Genomic DNA, 19,425 nt, shown 5'->3' on the forward strand with positions numbered 1-19,425 from the left:
TAATACCTTATACATAACCCAGTAGACTCGTCATCCCCGCGAACCTTGTCATCCCCGCGTAGGCGGGGACCCAGATTCCTGCCTGCGCAGGAATGACGAATTATAGCCGGTATGACAAACTAAAGGCGGGGCCAGATTTCTGCCTACTATCGTCATCCCCGCGAACCTTGTCATCCCCGCGTAGGCGGGGATCTAGATTCCTACATACTATCGTCATCCCCGCGCATGCGGGGACCTAGATTCCTGCCTGCGCAGGAATGACGAATTATAGCCGGTATGACAAACTAAAGGCGGGGCCAGATTTCTGCCTACTATCGTCATCCCCGCGCATGCGGGGACCTAGATTCCTGCCTGCGCAGGAATGACGAATTATAGCCGGTATGACGCACTGTAGCAGGAATGACAAACTATATGCGGCATGACGCACTATAGCAGAAACAAAAATGCCACTAAGAAAGTGGCATTTAAATTTATTTCGCTAGCGCATCATTTGGTCAAGTTCATACTCTAAACTCATATCCATTTCGGTGAGTTCTCGCTGTAATTTATACTTGTCTTGGATTGCTTCAATCTCTCGCCACTTTCGTTTTTTGCTTTTGGTTTTTACTGGGCGGGACTCGGTATCTACAATTGATAAAATATCGCTTCGTTCCACGGGCATCTCCTTATCGAAACCGCTTGCTACACAAACAGTCGGACTGCGGAGGTGCTGTCGACTGCTTACACTCAATATGTACCATAAGAATGAAAGAAATAAAACACATTTGTTAACCTTATATTAACAATGTGTTTCATTTCTATTACAGAAGACGTGGTCTTACACTTTATTTTTGCGCGTTTTTGAATTTTTCGACAAGTGAGGCGGTCGAGCTATCAACAGAGTCAAGCGGTTTAAGGTCCTTAATGACATCAAGAACGTCGTTACCTAATGCTTTACCTAATTCAACACCCCATTGGTCGAAGGAGTTTAGGTCCCATATAGCACCTTGAATTAACACTTTGTGTTCGTACATTGCAATCAATGCCCCCAAGGTTTTTGGGTCGAGTTGCTCGAACAAAAGAGTATTACTTGGCTTGTTTCCAGGCATCGTTTTGTGAGCAGCTAAACTAACACGTTCTTCGTCAGATAAGCCTTTTCCGTCAAGATCAGCGTAGCATTCTTCAAAGGTTTTACCTTGCATCAACGCTTGAGTTTGCCCAAAGCAATTAGACGCTAACATTGCATGGTGCGTATCATCTTGATTAGGCACATTTAAGGGAAGCATGAAATCTGCCGGTATAGGCAAGGTGCTTTGATGTATCAATTGATGGAACGAGTGTTGACCGTTGGTCCCTTCACTACCCCAAATGATTGGGCCAGTACCACAATCCACAGCTTGACCGCCAAGTGTCGTCGATTTACCGTTGCTTTCCATATCCAACTGTTGCACGTATGCAGGAAGGCCACGTAAATAATGGTAATAGGGGAGAAGTACATGAGACTGAGCGCCCATAAAATTACGATACCACACACCAAGCATTGCCAGAATGGCTGGTAAGTTTTCCGCGAGAGGCGCAGTTTGAACGTGCTCATCCATGGCATATGCGCCATCGAGAATGGCTCTGAAATTGTCATAACCTAAAGCAAGTGAAATGGGTAAACCAATTGCAGACCATAATGAATAGCGACCACCTACCCAATCAGCCATAGGGAAAACATTTTCGGCGGCCATGCCGAATTCAGTAGCAGCTTTTACATTTGATGAGACTGCAACAAAATGTTTGGCAATATCAGCTTCTGACACGCTATGCGTAGAGGACTTTTGAGCTAAAAACCACGCTTTTGCCGTGAGTGTGTTTTGCAAAGTCTCTTGAGTGCCAAATGATTTCGAAGACATCACAAACAAGGTTTCTTCAAAGTCACAGTCTGCTAGTACGTCTTGAATATGACAGCCATCTACGTTCGCGACAAACGTTACATCTACTCGACCATCACGATAAGGCTTTAGCGCTTCACTGACAATTTTGGGGCCCAAAAACGAACCGCCAATACCGATGCTAACCACCCGTTTGACAGGTTTTCCTGTGCAGCCGAGATGTTCACCCGATAAAACCTTGTTGGTAAAAGCTTCCACTTTATCGAGAGTAGCCATTACCTCTGGCATAACATCTTCACCGTCAACCATAACAGGCTTACCTGAGAAATTGCGTAATGCCGTATGTAAAACAGCTCGTTTCTCAGTGGTGTTGATGATGTCGCCTTTGAACATTGCTGTAATTTTGTCGTTAACGCCTCGTTGCTCAGCTAACGCGATGAGTTGCGAAAGCACATCATCAGTAATTAAGTTTTTGCTGTAATCAAGAGAGATACCGCAGGCAGCCAAAAAGTATTTTTCAGCCCGCGAAGGGTCAGTTTCGAACCAGTCTCTCATATGCTGACGTTTCACATTTGCGGCAAGTGATTCTAATTTGCCCCAGGCTTCAGTATTACGAATGCGTTCCACAGTATCTCTCCGATGTAATTGTTACAGCATGTCTCTTAATAAGGTTTCTAGTTTGACTTGGTCGGCGGCGAAATTTCTTATGCCTTCTGACAATTTTTCGGTTGCCATGGCATTTTCATTCATCTGCCAACGGAAGTCCGCTTCATTGATCAGTTCGCCTGGGTTTTTCACTTTGCCGTTATCAACTAAGTAAGGCTTGATTTCACCTTCTGTATTCGAAAGCTCTTCTAATAACTGAGGACTAATTGTTAGGCGATCACATCCAGCAAGGCATAAAATTTCATCGATATTTCGGAAACTTGCACCCATCACGACTGTTTTGTAACCGTGTGATTTGTAATAGTTGTAAATCTCAGTTACTGAGATAACGCCAGGATCTTCTGTTCCCGGAAACGCAGCTTTTCCTGTGCTAGCTTTGTACCAGTCGAGGATACGACCAACAAATGGAGAAATCAGAAACACGCCAGCCTCGGCGCAAGCGCGAGCTTGGGCAAAACCGAAGAGTAAAGTAAGGTTACAGTTGATACCTTCTTTCTCAAGTTGCTCGGCTGCTTTAATTCCTTCCCAAGTCGACGCGATCTTAATGAGAATTCTCGATTTATCGATGCCAGCATCGGCGTATAGTTTTATTAGTTTATGGGCCTTTTTCACTGTCGCAGCTGTGTCAAAACTTAATCGTGCATCAACTTCAGTTGAAATACGGCCAGGGATCACATCAACAATTTCTTTACCGATAGCAACTGCCAGTTTGTCACCCGCATCAATCACTTGCTGTTCAGTGTCAGACGATTGTTCGCTCGCCCATTTCACGGCATCTGCGATTAACTGCTTATATTGAGGCAAAGACGCAGCTTTCAGCAGTAGCGATGGGTTGGTTGTCGCATCTACAGGTTGGTATTTTTTGATTGCGTCGATATCGCCAGTGTCGGCAACAACGGTAGTTAACGTGCGTAATGATTCTAGTTGTGTTGTCATTATTTTCCCATTATTTGTGTCTAATTGGTGTTCGAGTTGATAATCTTTTGTCGGTAATATGAAACTATCTTATTCAAAATCACAAGTGGCTTGAATTTTTGAGTAAAATAGCGTCTGTATAAGGTGTTTAGTCAGGAACCATAGCCTTCCTATAGGGTACAGATTGTATGACATTCTGGCTAGTTGTGAATGATGATTTTTATATTATGAAAATATAGATTATGACCAAAAGAAAACGCTGCTTTATTTAGACGAGTCAGTTTGCAGCGTGTATTGCTGAAAAAGGTCAATGATAGTTTTACTTGAGGGCGTTTATCTTGCTTTTGACCTTGTAATTTCGAGGCTTCGTACCAACATCATTACTATCGTATTAAAACATTTCCGCCAACAAAATTAGGTATGGAATGAGCAATTATTGATATCACTACGTAGAAAAGAACAAGACAGGGCGAACATCAGGGCGTGCTTTATTGTAAGTAAGGTATTAGGTAGTGCGGTATTAGATAGTACGGTATTTGAAAATAAGCTATTGCTCAGTAAGCACAGATTGTCGAATTGTAAAAACACAGATTATTTAAATCAGTAAGGAAAGAAAAAGCACTATGTTAATGCTTGTATCACCCGCAAAAAACCTCGATTTTGATTCCCCTTTGCCAACAACAAAGTTCACTGAACCAAGTATGTTGAAAGATGCTGAAGAACTGGTAGAAACATGCCAGAAGCTAGCGCCCAGTGATTTGGCGAGCTTGATGCATATCAGCGATAAACTGTCTATTTTAAATGCCGAGCGCTTTGCTAGTTTTACCACCCCGTTTACGCCTGATAATGCGCGCCAAGCAGTGTTTGCGTTTAATGGTGATGTCTATGGGGGCTTAGATGCAGCTTCACTATCGGAAGCTGATATTGATTTCGCTCAAAAGCATCTGAGGATTCTCTCAGGGCTCTACGGTTTATTAAAACCACTGGACTTGATGCAGGCTTATCGTCTTGAAATGGGTACTAAACTTCAAAATAATCGTGGTAAATCACTCTATGAGTTTTGGGGTGAGAGTATCACTCATGCGTTGAATGAAGAACTTGCTGATGGTGAACAACAAGTATTAGTAAACTTAGCAAGTAATGAGTACTTCTCGTCTGTTAAAAAGAAGTTGCTGAATGCAAATATCGTTACGCCACAGTTCAAAGATGAGAAAAATGGCAAGTACAAAATAATCAGCTTCTATGCAAAAAAGGCTCGTGGTTTGATGGCGCGATACATTATTCAAAATCGCATCACCGATGTTGAGGGCTTAAAAGGGTTTGATTTGGCTGGATATCATTACAGTGAAGTAGACAGCTCGCCGAATGAACTCGTATTCAAGCGAGCTGAACAAAAATAGACAATACTGAGAAATGGCACTTAGTTAACGTAAAGTTCCTCTTGGAATTTGAGCACTTCTTGTTTATTGCCTTGCTGAACAGTCACTTCAAACCGAAACGTTTCTCTGTGATCATGTGACAGAACAGCAAGGTAATAGATAGCTTTACCGTCGACAACCTTCTTAAAGTTTAGGTCTATTTTGCTTCCCAATAAATTTCTAGCTGAGCCTGTGACTGATAGGTTTTGCGCTTCCTGGGTGTCTTTATCTAAGACTGAAATATTCACCAAAGCATTGTATTTGCTTCGCACGATTTGATTTGCTTTCGCAATTTCAGGCGTCAGGAAGGTAGTGTCTAATACAATGTAGTGAACATCCCATTGACCCAGCGTCTTTTTCTGCTCAGCATGACTTACACTGGGGAGCAGCAAACCTAAACACACTACCACCAGAAACGACCAATTCAATACTCGCATACTCTTCTCCTTTGTTGTCTATTTGACTGTCATCGCCGCAAAGGCCTCTGTCATCCCCGCGAAGGCGGGGACCTAGATTCCTGCCTGCGCAGGAATGACCAACCCTCTTTGTCATCCCCGCGAAGGCGGGGACCTAGATTCCTGCATACGCAGGAATGACGACCCCTCTTTGTCATCCCCGCGAAGGCGGGGACCTAGATTCCTGCCTGCGCAGGAATGACGACCCCTCGCTGTCATCCCTACTCATTCAATCCTACTAGTTATATACGCACATACTCGCCAATGAGATTGATTACGAACTGAGTCCCTAAAATGAGCACCAAGGGTGAAAAATCAAGGCCACCAATGACAGGAATAAAGCGACGGATAGGCGCTAGCATTGGCTCAGTGAGTTGGTGCAACACGTATTCCATCGGGTTATTTCCTTGGCTAACGAAGCTCAGAATCATTCTAATAATAAGAACAATGAAAAGCAGATTGAAGGCAACCTTTAGCAGCAAAAATAGGCTCGCAATAATGGCTGGAATAATAGGCGGCATGCCTGTGCCAAATATCAATTGCATAACGATAACTTTGAGTACAATCACTAAGTAAGCGAATAGCAGTGTCGCGCTGTCTATCCGGCTGATGGCAGGAATGAATCTGCGCATTGGACCAACTACAGGTTGCGTGACTTTCACTACAAATTGGCTCAGAGGATTGTAAAAATCCGCCCTGGCAAATTGTAACCACACTCTTGCAAGCACAATCATTGCGTAGGTGTTAAATAAAAAGTCCAATAAAGTATAGGTTGCTTGCATAGTTGCTTCTCTTTTCAGTTATCTATAATTGGCGTTTAAAAATCGTTCGCCATTTCGCCTGCGCGTCTTACGGCAGCTTGCATCGCTTTGCTCACAATGGATTCAAGTTGGTTGTCTTGAAAGGTACAGATCGCTTCATGGGTTGTACCACCCTTAGATGTAACTTGGGCCCGAAGTTCACTTAATTCAAGTTCTGGATTGTGACAAATCATTTCTGCGCTGCCTAACAGGGCCTGTTGGACTAACAAACGAGCGTCATCTTTGCTCATGCCCATTGCCATGGCTTCATCTTGCATGGCTTGCGCGAATAGGAACAGGTAAGCAGGGCTGCTGCCGGCGGCGGCAATAACCGTATTTATCTGTTCGTCAGTATCGACCCAAAGGGTTTTGCCAACGTGATTTAACACAAAAGCAATGAAATCTCGGTCTTCTAGGTCAACTGACTCTGGAGCGTATAAACCAGTCATGCCTAAGCTTAGAGACGAGGGAGTATTCGGCATGGTACGAACTACTTTGGCGTAATCACCCAGCATTTCCATTAAGCGACCGGTGGTGATACCAGCAGCAATGGACACCATTAGCTTGCCTTGAATGTCGCAATGTTCTATTAAGTCTTTGCAGGTGTCGGCCATGATTTGTGGTTTCACCGATAGGATAACAACGTCGCCCTTGTCGCATGCTTCATGATTCGATTGTGTTGTCACAATACCAAAGTCTTTTTCTAATGCGTCGAGTTTAGGTCGTGAGGGGTTGGAGGCAGTAATCAACTTGGGATCGTAGCCACCTTTTACCAAACCACTAATAATACTTCTGGGCATATTTCCCGCGCCAATAAAACTCAGTCTACGTGCTTGCATGGATCTCCTTTATTTCACTAAATAGCATGTTGAAACTAGTCGCGAGCGCCAAATATAGCAGTACCAATCCGGACCATTGTTGATCCGTTTTCGATTGCTGCACACAAATCGGCGCTCATACCAATCGATAGGGTATCAAATTGCGGGTACTTTTGCTGACAAGTCGCGAATAAGTCATGCATTTTTTGGAAACTGGCAAGTTGTTCTGATTTCACTTTGCTCGACTTTGGAATAGCCATCAGCCCCCGGACTTTAAGCTTAGACAAGGGCGCTAGCTGCTCTAGCAAAGGCATCAGTTCGCTTGGTAGTACACCTGCTTTACTTTCTTCTTCATCGATGTTTATTTGTACACAAATATTCAATGGCTCGGCGAAGGCTGGTCGTTGCTCATTCAAACGACTGGCAATTTTTAAACGGTCGAGTGAATGCATCCAATCGAAATTTTCTGCAACTAAACGACTCTTGTTTGACTGCAACGGGCCGATAAAATGCCATGAGATATCAGATAAATGCTTCAGTTCTGCAATTTTGTCGACACCTTCTTGCACATAATTTTCGCCAAATGAACGGTGTCCGGCTTCATACGCAAGAACAATATCCGATACCGGTTTGGTTTTACTTACGGCCAACAATTCAATATTGTTCGCAGCACGACCAGCCAGTCGCGCGCAATGCTGAATTTCGGCATGAATGGCCTCGAGGTTTTCGGCGATTTGATTTGTCATCGTTTGGTTCTCATAAGGTTTATGAAATTTTCAGTAATACAACACGCGCTCGAAGACGCAACTATTTTTGGAGTCACCCACAGTGGATATTAACGAACTATTAGCCTTCAGTGTAAGCAATAAAGCTTCAGACTTACATTTGACCGCAGGATTACCACCTATCATCCGTGTTGACGGAGAAATGCGGAGACTCAACGTCGACCCACTCGATCATAAACAAGTTCATACGCTTATATTCAGTATTATGAATGACATGCAGCGTAAAGAGTACGAAGAAAACCTAGAATGCGATTTCTCTTTTGAAATTAAAGATTTATCTCGCTTCCGGGTTAATGCTTTTGTACAAAACCGCGGTGCAGCAGCAGTACTACGTACGATCCCAAGTGAAATTTTAACACTTGATCAACTGGGTGCCCCAGAAATCTTCAAACAAATTATTGATCAGCCAACCGGCATTGTATTGGTAACAGGTGCGACAGGTTCGGGTAAAAGTACCACATTAGCGGCAATGGTAGACCATATTAATCAACACAAGCGTGAGCATATACTTACGATTGAAGATCCTATCGAATTCGTGCATCAAAACAAATTGTGCGTGATAAATCAACGTGAAGTCCATCGCGATACGAAAAGTTTTAATAACGCGCTGCGTTCTGCATTGCGGGAAGACCCAGACGTTATTCTAGTGGGTGAGCTACGTGACTTAGAAACTATCCGCTTAGCGATATCTGCCGCAGAAACCGGTCACTTAGTATTCGGTACGCTGCATACCAACTCGGCACCAAAAACCATAGATAGAATCATTGATGTATTCCCTGCAGAAGAAAAGCAAATGATACGTTCAATGCTGTCAGAGTCCTTACGAGCTGTTGTTTCTCAAACGCTACTTAAAAAAGTGGGCGGTGGGCGAGTTGCTGCTCATGAAATTATGGTTGGTATTCCTGCCATCAGAAACCTTATCCGTGAAGATAAAGTACCGCAAATGTATTCAGTAATCCAAACCGGGCAGCAACATGGTATGCAAACAATGGATCAGTGTTTACAGCGTTTGGTGGCAATGGGTGTAATCACGGCGAATGATGCTGCGTCTAAGTCTACGGACAAAGCGCCTTCTATTGGCATGTAGTTCGTTTAGGAGTATAGAGTTATGATGGGTTTACATCAGTGTTTGCAAGACATGGTAGCGAATGAAGCGTCAGATTTGTTCATCACCGTTGGTATGCCAGTCAGTGCTAAAATTAACGGTCGAATGACGCCGTTGACGGCAATGAATCTGACCGAAAGTGAAGCACTAGAACTGGTTCATGACGCGATGACGGACAAACAAAAAGCCGCATTTGCCGAAGAGAAAGAATGTAACTTTGCTATAGCTGTTGATGGTATTGGCCGTTTTCGTTGCAGCGCATTCTGGCAGCGAGACCAAGCTGGTATGGTAATACGCCGAATCGTCACTCAGATCCCACAAGCTGATGAGCTTGGCTTACCAACTGTATTGAAAGATATCATCATGGCTAAAAAAGGCCTGGTGTTGTTCGTTGGAGGCACAGGTACTGGTAAATCGACCTCATTAGCAGCACTTATTGGACATCGAAATCAGAATTCACATGGCCATATCTTAACAATAGAAGATCCGATTGAATTTGTTCATGATCACAATAATTGTGTCGTCACCCAGCGAGAAGTGGGTATTGATACACACACATTTGACGATGCATTGAAAAGCTCCCTGAGACAAGCGCCTGATGTTATTTTAATTGGTGAGATCCGTTCCATGGAAACCATGGAATATGCGATGTCTTTTGCCGATACTGGCCATTTGTGTGTAGCTACCTTGCACGCAAACAACGCAAACCAAGCAATAGAACGTATCATGCACTTGGCGCCACAAGAACTTCACCAAAAACTACGCTTTGACTTAAGCCAAAACATTCGTGCCATTGTTGCTCAACAATTGGTGCCCACGATTGATGGTAAGGGGCGTGTAGCCGCTATTGAAGTCTTGTTGAATTCGCCTTTGGTCGCTGACCTCATTCAACGCAATGAAATTGGCAGCTTAAAAGAAGCGATGATGAAAGGTAAAGAGCAAGGCATGCAAACTTTTGATATGGCACTGTTCGAACTCGTCAAACAGAATCGAATCAGTGAAGACCAAGCAATGCACAGTGCTGATTCGCCGAATGATCTACGCTTGATGTTTAAACTATCAAGTGATGAGGGTACAGGCTTAGGCAGCCTAAGTAACGTCTCAATAGATATGGGTTAAATAAAAAAAGGGCAGTGCAGAGAAATCTGACTGCTCTTTTGTATTATTGCGTAGGCTGTTTCAGTTTCACTTGGTCTACACTGCAACAGTGCTGATCTCCATAATAGTTATCTTTGTAATTGCAAACTTGGATTTTTTTGTTTTGTTTGATCAGTAATAGTCGTTGGTTAATTTCTAATATTATCTTTGTCATACTTGGCTCCTTTATTTGCCTTATCGTTTCAAGATGTCGTTAAGACAAAGATAGTGAAAATAATTGATTAAATAAAACGATTTTAATAGATTATAGTAATCGTTTTTTTAGATGGGTTATGCTTGTATCCAAATTAGCGCTGCAATGTCATATCACACATGATTGAGTAGGGATTAAAGCAATAAAAAACAATGCATTCAAAACCAAAAGGAGTTGTTATGAAAAGCAACTTGGTTGTTACTATAGGTGCAAGCGCACTGGTCATCATTGGCGTTGGCGCCTTTCTATATCCGTTTAATACTCCCGATTCTTCAGAATCAATTACACCATCGGCAGAAATAACTGCAAAGACAGTTGTTATCGAGCAGGTAAGTGACCAAGCGGCAGCCACTACTACAAAGCAAGCCTCAATCATTACTAAAATAGACTTTAGTGCAAGCGAGCTAAGCTCGATGTACGAAGCGAGTAGATTACATAATACCTGTCAGCAAGAACTTTTGAATATCGATTACAGGCAAAAAGTAGTGCGCCAGCGTTTTGATACGGCATTGACCAAAATTAATGATGAGAAACAATGGGCGTTGGCAGTCATGCATATGCATGAGTTAGGCATAGTAGATGCGCAAGAAGCCTTATCGCAAATTAATCTTTATCAGTTACGACGCTTGCGTAAAAATTATGAACATCATAATTCGAGCTCAGCTCCAAACCAATTCCAAAAAGACATGATGAAAAATCTACAAGAGATTTCTCTCGCGTTGAATAATGGTGACTTGAGTCTTTTATCTGAGTCAATGAAGGACTTCCGAGAGTTATCGGAAAAGAAAGGTTTGCTAACACGAGTTAGACAAAAAGAGACGCTACTTTCCCCTGAGACGATGGTAGGGCACGCCATAGCAACGAAGTCGAATATAAACATTGAAGCTATTCTTAATGTCGTGCCAGCCACACATGCGATGCTAAATCAGGCGATTCGCTCGGGCGCAGATACCGCTTCTGTCAGTCGCTTACTTACATCTATGGACTTTTCCAATAAGCCTGCTTATACCAAGTACAGAAAGCTTCAAACGGCACTTCAAGTTGCAATTGAAACTAACAGTATCGATGTGCTGCAACTGTTATTGGAACAAGATAGTTTGACCAATGTGCAATTTACGTTTTCTCCGGTGAATATTATTTTGATGCAAGCAATGATTGCCACAGAGCGCGCCGTTTTGAGCGATGAACAATTGGAAATGATATTGCTTTTGCGTAACTTCGAGCATGCTGCACATCTGTGGCCGAATGAACAATTGAAAAAAATGCAGCTGATGGGATATCCAGGGTCTATCATCAATGACGACCTGCGTGATCAAATGAAGGCTTTGGATATAAAGGCTCAAGTTTATCGAAAGCTAGTTAGCGCGCAGCCCAGTAATTTAAATACTGAAACTCGCACTTACTTTGATGATACGGCAGAAAAACTAAACCAGAGTCGACGCGAATATGCAGATAAAAAAAGCACTTGTGCGCCTTTAAAACAAGCGTGGAAAAACCAACTTCCTGGCTTGAACATGATCTCTGATATTACGCCATTCCTAAAGCCGAACCTATCTTTTGAGGCGCAGGTTGATCATTTAGCCCTGACCTCACCAACCTTAGTCGATGTCTATTACAAACAAAGTTTGAGCAACACCTCGAATACTGGCGATATCGAGGATGCAGTGGATAGCATTGATGATATTCGAGCTGACTTTTCTCAGCTCTCTCAAGCACTTTCCAAACTTGAAATGGATTTATTCCAACGCCAATTTTTAGTTGAAAAATTGTGTGAAGAATTTGACCTAGAGGGCGTTTATGCAAGCTTTCCTTTAGCCCAGTTTATCGACTATAACAATACAACGACGGGTAGTTGCTTGTTTGAAATTGCTGACTATTACGGCCAGGTAAAACAAGAGTTTTTCGCTCACCCAGATACTTTTCCGAGCGCTATCGTACACGAACTAAATAACTATTCGGTTGATGAAGCTATTCGTTTGTTGAACGAATTGGAGAGGCCCGAAGCGAAATATACAGCTGGTTTTCCGAAAGGCAGAGATGCGCTTATGCTAGCCCTCGATATGGCAAATAGCGCTGGTTTCGAGTATGATTATGGGTCACTTATTTTGGGCTTGCTTGCTCGGACAGAGTTGACCACTGCGCATTATCGTAGGCTTCATCGCTTAAAAGTAGTCGATATCTTATTATTCGAAAATTTAGCCAGTCAATTTCCAGCAATAGAACAAGCAAGCTCACAACCTTTTAATATTTTCTAATAGGATTTTATTGTAGTGCTTATTCCTCGCTTTCATGCTTTCAGCGCACTTTTGCTTGCTGCGTTCTGTTTTTCTTCTTTTTCAAGCGTTACTTTTGCACAGTCAAAGGAGGAACATGAGCATCATGACGCAGATGAGCATCACGATTCTCATAGCGATGAGCATGAACATGAGGTTGAAATAATACAAGTAAACTCAACGCGTTCTGGCAGAACAGTTGATAGTGAACCGATTCGAGTTGAAGTAATCAATCAAGAAGAACTGACCGAAAAAGCTATCATGCGCCCCGGCAATATTTCAATGCTGGTGGCTGAAACAGGCGGCGTCAGAGTGCAAACAACGTCACCTGCTTTGGGTAGCGCAAATATACGGCTACAGGGCCTATATGGGCGCTATACGCAACTGTTGAATGACGGTCTACCCTTATATGGCGGTCAGGCAGCTTCCATTGGTTTGTTGCAGATACCCCCGACAGACTTAGCAAGAGTAGAAATAATCAAGGGTTCGGCCTCTTCACTCTATGGCGGTTCAGCCATGGGCGGCGTGATAAACTTGATTTCGCGAGAGCCGGGCGATGAATTCGAAGCTGAATTATTGTTGAATAGCACAAGTCGTGATGGGCAAGACTTGACCACGTACCTAGCCAGCCCGCTGAATAATTCAAGCGGTGTTTCAATTACTGCAGGTGCTCACCATCAAGCTGAGCAAGACTTCGATAACGATGGCTGGATAGATATGGCGGGTTACGAACGCTATACCCTGCGCCCACGCTTGTTCTGGGAAAGTGACAATGGCGCCCGTGTATACGCGACGGTTGGCGCGATGACTGAGAATCGCGATGGCGGGACTCGCACAAACTTGCTGTTATCAGACGGTTTTGATTTTCAGCAAAACCAAGACAGCGAACGCTTCGATCTGGGCTTAACTGCCACCGGTCCACTTGCAGATACGTTAACATGGAATGTGCGTAGTTCTGCCATGACACAACGACATGCTAAACAATTTGGTATAAGAACTGAAGATGATCGCCATGAATCCTATTTGTTGGAAAGCTCAATCTCTGGCTATACTGTGGATATGCAATGGGTTGTAGGGGCTGCCTTACAATCGGAGCGCTTTGAGTCAGAAGACTTTCCAATGTTTGATTTTGATTACACCGCACCTGGTATTTTCGGTCAAGTTGATTATGATTTTAGCGATAACTTATCAAGTTCGGTGAGCGCCAGACTTGACGATCACAGTGAATTTGGTCAACAACTCAGTCCACGAGTGTCGTTCCTTTACCGCCCCGCATTGTGGACCATCAGAGCTTCATATGGTCAGGGTTATTTTGCGCCAACACCGTTTGTTGAGGAAATTGAAGCTGCCGGCTTGAGTCGCCTATCCTCGTTAAGCAATATTCAAGAAGAACGAGCCGAAACAGCATCGCTAGATATAGGTTATCAAATCGATAAACTTGAAACTAAACTCACCTTATTCTCTTCAAAGGTTGATGGCGTTACTGAATTAGTTGCCTTTTCTGCAGAAAATAACGGCGAGCTAGACCGTGTCCGATTGGTAAATGCTGAAGGAGAATCACGTATTTATGGCTCAGAGGTTTTACTGCGGTATAAGTGGAATGACTTCAAACTCACTGCCAGCTATCTGTTTTTAGATGCAACAGAATACGATCAAAATACCCAGAGTAGACAAAAGCTTGCTCTTACACCTAAGCACTCAGCGGGTTTAGTCGCTATGTGGGAAAGGCATGGCGAATTTCGTGTGGGATTTGAAGCGTACTATACTGGTACACAACGCTTAGACGATAACCCTTACCGAAATGACAGTGACACCTACTGGCACTTAGGCTTAATGGGCGAAAAAACGATTGGAAATATTAGTTGGTTTATTAACTTTGAAAACCTTTTAGATATTCGCCAAACCAAAGAAGATCCGCTCGTGCTGCCGTCTCGCTCAGCCGCTGGACAGTGGACCACAGACATCTGGTCACGCAACGATGGCTTTATTGTGAATGCTGGCTTGAGAATACGTTTCGGCGGACATTAATCCAGCGTAGCTTCAATTGTGCAATTGTAGAAAAGCATCATCGAGCACTTTGGGGGAAGTACTGTCGCCCCCACCAAACTCCCAGAGTCCGCCTTCTTTTGATATTTTTCGGTAGTGACCTTCACCTGCAATATCCCAAGTGCTAATGTAAATGCTCGTGTTTGACCAATCGCTTATCCCCATGGCTTTTCCTGAATAAGTAAATGTCACAGTGTTTTCGTCATGGTTGACGTGTATAGCCGGGGCGCTGCCTACGTTTTGTCCGCGACGTGCAGAATTCGCCGTTGACGCATCAAATAAGTAGTTTCCCCAACCGAAGGCAACATGTCCAATGTGCCAAGTGTTTGCGTCGAAGCCTTCAGGCATCGAAGCATTCATCATTGGCAAAACTGACGTTGCGCTAGCGTTTTTCTTTGCTAATTCAGGTACATGTAAAAAGAGGCTAAAACTGACATTATCAAAACCAAAAGCAGGTGCCCATACCTCACTGACTTCTTTCATCTTAACGGTGATTTGTAAGTTCGCGCCACCGGTCCTAGCTTGTAATTCAAGCATATCTCTTTGCTTGCCCGATTGCGTATGTTGCAAGTTCTGGTAAGTGCCTGTTGGGCCAACATCGTCATTTTGTGGATCGCTTACCCGAACTTCTTGTGTAGCACGGTTTTGCACTGCGGTAAAAGTAGCCGTTTCACTGAGCGCTTGACTTGCGGTGTCATAAATCATCAGCGTCTTAGTCATTCTTCCCAAATCTTTTATCTGCAAAGTGTAGTCCCAGTTCCCATTTTCGTCAGTGTTCACAGTGATACGTTCATCCCACATACCGTCGAGTATGAAAGCAAGTTGGGCATTGGGTCGATTACTGCTTCCTTGAATGCCGGTATCGTCGGTAAACGTGAGACCTGCGATGTTTTCGAGGCCATTGACTGAAAATGGCGCTAGCGTTTGTTTTGATGGTTCTCCATGACTTGTGGTACTAAAGGTTTGGCCACTCTCTAGAATCATGATCGCCCGCGCGGCCAGCACAAGTTGTAGGTCACCGTTGTTATTTGTGACAATAGACTGTGTTGGCTCGACCTTGTGTGCGAACAGAGTGTTTAATTGATTGTTTGCCCCAAAGGAAGTACTCATGTTACCGGTGACAACGGTGTGCTCTGCTGTATTCATAAGGACAAGCGCACTTTCACTCTTATCGCTATGCTCGTGCACTGACGTGAGCTGATAGGCAAGCACTCCCGGACCAAATGATTGGCTTTTTAAAATACGCAATTTACCCTCTGTAAAGGCACTTTGTTGCTCTCGAATTGCGGCTAACTTTTGGATATGCATATAAAAAGAAGAGTGGGTATTGAAATGTGACTGTTGAGATGCAAAACCGCCGGCAAACATACTTTGGCGAGTTTCTAGGAGGGCTTGCTCTGTACCTTGATACACCACTGGAATACCTGGGGTGGTATAAAGCAAGGCTAAACTCTGCAACATCGCGTCCTGACTACCTCCTGCAAGAAAGCGGGGAGTATCATGATTGTCGATAAAAGTAGGCGTAAATCTGGGGTGAGGAAACACCTCCATATGCTGCTGCAAACGGTAGGCAAGTTCTTCAGTGGCGATACCTTGGGCGAATACGCGAGAAATGTCCTTATACAATGGAAAGTTTATCACTGCGTTCAATTCGGGTTTCTCACCGGTACCTAGGTATTCTGCGATGGCTTTTTCACCGTCATTCTGCAGAGGCTCTGAAAACTGAAACACTTCGCCGAACGTTAGAAAGTGCTTCTTACCGAGAGACTCAGCAAAAGGATAAATACCATCTTCGTCATGCAAGAAGCGATGCCAAAAATCGTGTTCCACATACTTCACAGTGTCGATTCGAAAGGCGTCTACTCCCACTTCTTCTATCCAATATTTGTAACTCTCTTTCAATGCCGCAAGTACTGCTTCGTTGCTGGTATTGAGATCTGCTAAGCCTCCGAGTTGATAGGTATATTGCTGCTCAACACTATCGAAGTTTTCAAGCTCTGGCGTCCAGTGATAGATAGCGGCTTTTTCATGGCTAGGGTTTAGCAAATTAATTTGGTCGAAAGGGGACTGAGTTGGTGCGTCATATGTGTCTTCTTTTGGTGCACTAAGGTAGAAGTTAGTGAGGGGGGAGTTTGGATTAAATTCGTTTCCCTTGTAGCTAAAGAAAATTCCAGTATGGTTTACAACAATATCTTGAATTAAATACATTCCTCTTGAATGCAGCGCTTTAGCCAGTGCTTTATAGTCATCCAGATTTCCAAAATGGGGATCTATCTGTTTGAAGTTCTTAGCCCAGTAGCCATGATAGCCGCCATATTCAGCCTTTGGACTCCACCACTGATTCAACACCGGCGGGCTGACCCAAACGGCGGTAAAACCCATCCCTTGAATATAATCAAGCTTGTCGATTAAACCTTGTATATCGCCGCCGTTGAAATGGCTTTCTTGGGTTGGTGAGTATTCACCTTGCCCAAAATCATTATTCGAAGACTCGCCATCATTGAACCTGTCTAGCAACACAAAATACACCTTTTGCTCTCCCCAATCAGGCGAAGCAAGTTGCGACGTAGAGGCTTTATCAGATTGGCAAGCTGATAGGGCGCTGACGGATAATAAGCATACCAAAAATCGGCAAAATACAACGATGTGATGGAAAGGAGAATAAGTTGCTAATCTTGCTGTCATAAGCGCAGATCACTTTGATTAAAAACGAATCAGGTACGCCAGAGTGTGATTGATGTCCTTCAATGTTTCAATAAACTATGCAGAAAGAGGCCTATGAATACGATTGTAAACAGTTTGTTAGCGGAATAGCGTTGTGTCTTAGATACCGAAGATCTTAGCCATTGAAGACAATGGTATTGTGCTTGCCGCTAAGTTTCGTTTTTTGCAGTGCGTCTTTTGCGTCATCATACAGGGCAATAAAATCATTTGGACTTTCCGGAGTTAATGACGAAGCACCTATGGTGATTGTGAGCAGGTCATTACCGGCAATATCGAAGCTAACGGCTTCTTGGCTTAGGGTTTGTTTAATCCTGTTTGCTACTAGCACGGATCCTTGCAGGTCTGCTTCAGGTAATATAACAGCAAACTCATTCTCGCCAACGCGAACACACTGGTCGTATGGCCTTGCTGCGGCGCGGCTAACGGTATTCGTCATTTCTATTAAGACGGTTGTCATTTCTTCCGCTTCGTAATCGGCTAATTTATACTCAAAATCATCAACCTTGAAAACTAGCAAACCCAACGAACCCTTTGCTCGACGGGCTCTAGCGCATTCAAAGCGCAGTTGTTGATGAAATTTTTGATTGTTTTGGTTAAGTGTACTGGCATCGAATTGTACTTGATTTCGATAGTTCGCTAATTTGGTATGCGTTTGACAATGTGCTCTGATACGCGCTTTGAGTATTTCACCGATAAATGGCTTGGTAATATAATCTACAGCCCCTGCAGCGAATCCTTTTTCTTGAAAATCAGCCAGTGCAAATGCAGATAAGAAAATAACGGGAATGTCTTTAGTCTTTGGGTTTTGTTTAATTTCGTTACAAACAGAAAAGCCATCCATGCCAGGCATTTTCACATCCATTAAGATTAGGTCTGGCGCAAAGCTCTCTATTGCTTCTATCCCTTCTGGCGGCAAATGTGATGTTTTGACAGTGTACTCAGACTTCAATATCTGACTAACAATTTCTAGATTGGTTAAGTCATCATCGATGATAAGCACTTTACTTTTATTATTCACTATACACCTTTGTGAAACATCAATGTGACTCTTAGTTAAAATCTAGCGCTAGGAGCCTATAACGAAGCTTTATGCTTCAGACTGCACAGTATGAGTATGAAAGCGCTTAACTGTAAGGGAAAACTTATACGGTTAAGATAGTAATGTTTGCAATAAATAATGTAAAATTCAAACAAGAATTGAGTGTTTTTTAGACTCTAGTCGATGCTAGAAGGTGTTTTCTAACCAACTTTCATAGATAAGGCAGGCGGAAACACTGTCAACCTTGTCTTTACTCAGTTTTTTAAAGCCACCTAGGTCGAACAGCCTTGCTTTCGCATCAACGGTGCTCAAGCGCTCGTCATGTGTGACGACATTTAGGCCATAGCGACCATGTAATCGATTCGCAAACTTTTTGGCGCGTTGCGTAATTTCTTGCTCAGTACCATCCATATTTAACGGCAAACCAACTAATAAGCCATTAGGCTGCCATTGCTCAATGAGCTTTTCAATGGCCTCCCAGTTAGGAATGCCGTCGTTTGCTTTCAACGCTGATAAAGGAGCGGCAGTACCAGTAATACTCTGACCAATGGCAACACCGATACTTTTAGTACCAAAGTCAAATGCCAAGATCGTTTGATTTTGCATTTATGCGTGACCGACATCTTGAGTAAGTTGCCACACATCTACTCCTAGCTTATTTACTGCAGCTTGCCACTTCGCATGAATTGGCATGTTAAAAAGGATATCTTCATCAGCCTCAACCACTAACCATGAATTGTCTTGAATTTCTTGTTCTAACTGCTTCGCTTCCCAACCTGCGTAGCCCAAAGCCACGATTGATTTGTCAGGTCCTTTGTCATTGCCGAGTACCGCTAAAATATCCTTCGATGTTGTGACCATTAAATCTGGACTAACAGCAATGCTTGAGCCCCAGCCAGCCTGAGTTTGATGCAGAATGAATCCGCGGTCCTGATTGACGGGGCCGCCACAAACCACAATCTGTTCGCTCTTTGAGTCTTCAACCACGGCGTCTTGATCCGCTTGGTGAATTAGCTCTCGAAATGTCATGGTCGATGGCTGATTAATCACAATGCCCATTGCCCCTTCTTCAGAATGCTCACACATATAAATCACCGAACGTTCAAAATATCGGTCAGTCATCGATGGCATTGCGATAAGCAATTGATTTTGTAAACTACTTAAACTTTTCATT

General features: G+C 43.4%; 17 protein-coding genes. 5 read left to right on the forward strand and 12 right to left on the reverse strand.

Annotation, left to right across the window (positions count from 1 at the left end):
- Positions 1-478: 478 nt before the first annotated feature.
- The 3 genes from RM544_RS11695 to tal form a co-directional block, all read right to left on the reverse strand.
- Entirely contained in the window at positions 479-655 is a 177-nt protein-coding gene (locus RM544_RS11695; protein ID WP_311361972.1) for a DUF3545 family protein, read from the reverse strand.
- Between the two features lie 169 nt (positions 656-824).
- On the reverse strand, positions 825-2,483 hold the full coding sequence (pgi, locus tag RM544_RS11700; protein ID WP_311361973.1) for a glucose-6-phosphate isomerase: 1,659 nt from the start codon (positions 2,481-2,483) through the stop codon (positions 825-827).
- Positions 2,484-2,504: 21 nt separating this feature from the next.
- Positions 2,505-3,458, reverse strand: a complete 954-nt coding sequence (gene tal / locus RM544_RS11705; protein WP_311361974.1) for a transaldolase — start codon at positions 3,456-3,458, stop codon at positions 2,505-2,507.
- Positions 3,459-4,060: 602 nt separating this feature from the next.
- Between tal and yaaA the strand changes: the two genes are divergently transcribed.
- Entirely contained in the window at positions 4,061-4,837 is a 777-nt protein-coding gene (gene yaaA, locus RM544_RS11710; RefSeq protein WP_311361975.1) for a peroxide stress protein YaaA, read from the forward strand.
- A 20-nt stretch (positions 4,838-4,857) separates the two neighbouring features.
- Here the strand turns inward: yaaA and RM544_RS11715 are convergent, their stop codons facing one another.
- From RM544_RS11715 to RM544_RS11730, 4 genes are all read right to left on the reverse strand, one after another.
- Positions 4,858-5,292 (reverse strand): DUF4426 domain-containing protein, encoded by a 435-nt coding sequence (locus RM544_RS11715; protein ID WP_311361976.1) that lies wholly within the window; start codon positions 5,290-5,292, stop codon positions 4,858-4,860.
- Between the two features lie 260 nt (positions 5,293-5,552).
- Positions 5,553-6,092, reverse strand: a complete 540-nt coding sequence (locus RM544_RS11720) for a YggT family protein (RefSeq protein WP_311361977.1) — start codon at positions 6,090-6,092, stop codon at positions 5,553-5,555.
- Positions 6,093-6,127: 35 nt separating this feature from the next.
- Positions 6,128-6,949: a pyrroline-5-carboxylate reductase gene (gene proC / locus RM544_RS11725; protein WP_311361978.1), complete on the reverse strand. Its 822-nt coding sequence runs from the start codon at positions 6,947-6,949 to the stop codon at positions 6,128-6,130.
- A 35-nt stretch (positions 6,950-6,984) separates the two neighbouring features.
- A complete protein-coding gene (locus RM544_RS11730; RefSeq protein WP_311361979.1) occupies positions 6,985-7,674 on the reverse strand; it encodes a YggS family pyridoxal phosphate-dependent enzyme in 690 nt (229 codons plus the stop codon).
- A gap of 82 nt (positions 7,675-7,756) precedes the next feature.
- On the opposite strand from RM544_RS11730, the gene RM544_RS11735 reads away from it, so the two are divergent.
- Together RM544_RS11735 and RM544_RS11740 are read left to right on the forward strand one after the other, a co-directional pair.
- On the forward strand, positions 7,757-8,800 hold the full coding sequence (locus RM544_RS11735) for a type IV pilus twitching motility protein PilT (protein ID WP_311361980.1): 1,044 nt from the start codon (positions 7,757-7,759) through the stop codon (positions 8,798-8,800).
- A 24-nt stretch (positions 8,801-8,824) separates the two neighbouring features.
- Positions 8,825-9,937, forward strand: a complete 1,113-nt coding sequence (locus RM544_RS11740) for a PilT/PilU family type 4a pilus ATPase (RefSeq protein ID WP_409220052.1) — start codon at positions 8,825-8,827, stop codon at positions 9,935-9,937.
- Between the two features lie 43 nt (positions 9,938-9,980).
- Here RM544_RS11740 and RM544_RS11745 read toward each other — a convergent pair whose 3' ends face one another.
- Positions 9,981-10,130, reverse strand: a complete 150-nt coding sequence (locus RM544_RS11745) for a hypothetical protein (RefSeq protein WP_311361982.1) — start codon at positions 10,128-10,130, stop codon at positions 9,981-9,983.
- Between the two features lie 218 nt (positions 10,131-10,348).
- Between RM544_RS11745 and RM544_RS11750 the strand changes: the two genes are divergently transcribed.
- Positions 10,349-12,424, forward strand: coding sequence for a hypothetical protein (locus tag RM544_RS11750; RefSeq protein ID WP_311361983.1), 2,076 nt, complete (start codon positions 10,349-10,351; stop codon positions 12,422-12,424).
- Positions 12,425-12,439: 15 nt separating this feature from the next.
- Positions 12,440-14,470, forward strand: a complete 2,031-nt coding sequence (locus RM544_RS11755; protein WP_311361984.1) for a TonB-dependent receptor plug domain-containing protein — start codon at positions 12,440-12,442, stop codon at positions 14,468-14,470.
- A gap of 12 nt (positions 14,471-14,482) precedes the next feature.
- Here RM544_RS11755 and RM544_RS11760 read toward each other — a convergent pair whose 3' ends face one another.
- The 4 genes from RM544_RS11760 to RM544_RS11775 all read right to left on the reverse strand — a co-directional run bounded on the left by RM544_RS11760 (position 14,483) and on the right by RM544_RS11775 (position 19,424).
- Positions 14,483-17,173: an alpha-amylase family glycosyl hydrolase gene (locus RM544_RS11760; RefSeq protein ID WP_311361985.1), complete on the reverse strand. Its 2,691-nt coding sequence runs from the start codon at positions 17,171-17,173 to the stop codon at positions 14,483-14,485.
- A 154-nt stretch (positions 17,174-17,327) separates the two neighbouring features.
- On the reverse strand, positions 17,328-18,230 hold the full coding sequence (locus tag RM544_RS11765) for a GGDEF domain-containing response regulator (protein WP_311361986.1): 903 nt from the start codon (positions 18,228-18,230) through the stop codon (positions 17,328-17,330).
- A 207-nt stretch (positions 18,231-18,437) separates the two neighbouring features.
- On the reverse strand, positions 18,438-18,857 hold the full coding sequence (ruvX, locus tag RM544_RS11770; protein ID WP_311361987.1) for a Holliday junction resolvase RuvX: 420 nt from the start codon (positions 18,855-18,857) through the stop codon (positions 18,438-18,440).
- Complete coding sequence (locus RM544_RS11775) at positions 18,858-19,424, reverse strand: YqgE/AlgH family protein (RefSeq protein ID WP_311361988.1); 567 nt, start codon at positions 19,422-19,424, stop codon at positions 18,858-18,860.
- Position 19,425: the final 1 nt, after the last annotated feature.

The sequence above is a fragment of the Brumicola blandensis genome, from assembly GCF_031846165.1.
Lineage (GTDB): Bacteria > Pseudomonadota > Gammaproteobacteria > Enterobacterales > Alteromonadaceae > Glaciecola > Glaciecola blandensis.

Bases quoted from the DNA above. Each gene is read 5' to 3' on its own strand.
- tal (WP_311361974.1), bottom strand. From the start codon at position 3,458: ATGACAACACAACTAGAATCATTACGCACGTTAACTACCGTTGTTGCC.
- yaaA (WP_311361975.1), top strand. From the start codon at position 4,061: ATGTTAATGCTTGTATCACCCGCAAAAAACCTCGATTTTGATTCCCCT.
- RM544_RS11715 (WP_311361976.1), bottom strand. From the start codon at position 5,292: ATGCGAGTATTGAATTGGTCGTTTCTGGTGGTAGTGTGTTTAGGTTTG.
- RM544_RS11720 (WP_311361977.1), bottom strand. From the start codon at position 6,092: ATGCAAGCAACCTATACTTTATTGGACTTTTTATTTAACACCTACGCA.
- proC (WP_311361978.1), bottom strand. From the start codon at position 6,949: ATGCAAGCACGTAGACTGAGTTTTATTGGCGCGGGAAATATGCCCAGA.
- RM544_RS11730 (WP_311361979.1), bottom strand. From the start codon at position 7,674: ATGACAAATCAAATCGCCGAAAACCTCGAGGCCATTCATGCCGAAATT.
- RM544_RS11740 (WP_409220052.1), top strand. From the start codon at position 8,825: ATGGGTTTACATCAGTGTTTGCAAGACATGGTAGCGAATGAAGCGTCA.
- RM544_RS11745 (WP_311361982.1), bottom strand. From the start codon at position 10,130: ATGACAAAGATAATATTAGAAATTAACCAACGACTATTACTGATCAAA.
- RM544_RS11750 (WP_311361983.1), top strand. From the start codon at position 10,349: ATGAAAAGCAACTTGGTTGTTACTATAGGTGCAAGCGCACTGGTCATC.
- RM544_RS11760 (WP_311361985.1), bottom strand. From the start codon at position 17,173: ATGACAGCAAGATTAGCAACTTATTCTCCTTTCCATCACATCGTTGTA.
- ruvX (WP_311361987.1), bottom strand. From the start codon at position 18,857: ATGCAAAATCAAACGATCTTGGCATTTGACTTTGGTACTAAAAGTATC.
- RM544_RS11775 (WP_311361988.1), bottom strand. From the start codon at position 19,424: ATGAAAAGTTTAAGTAGTTTACAAAATCAATTGCTTATCGCAATGCCA.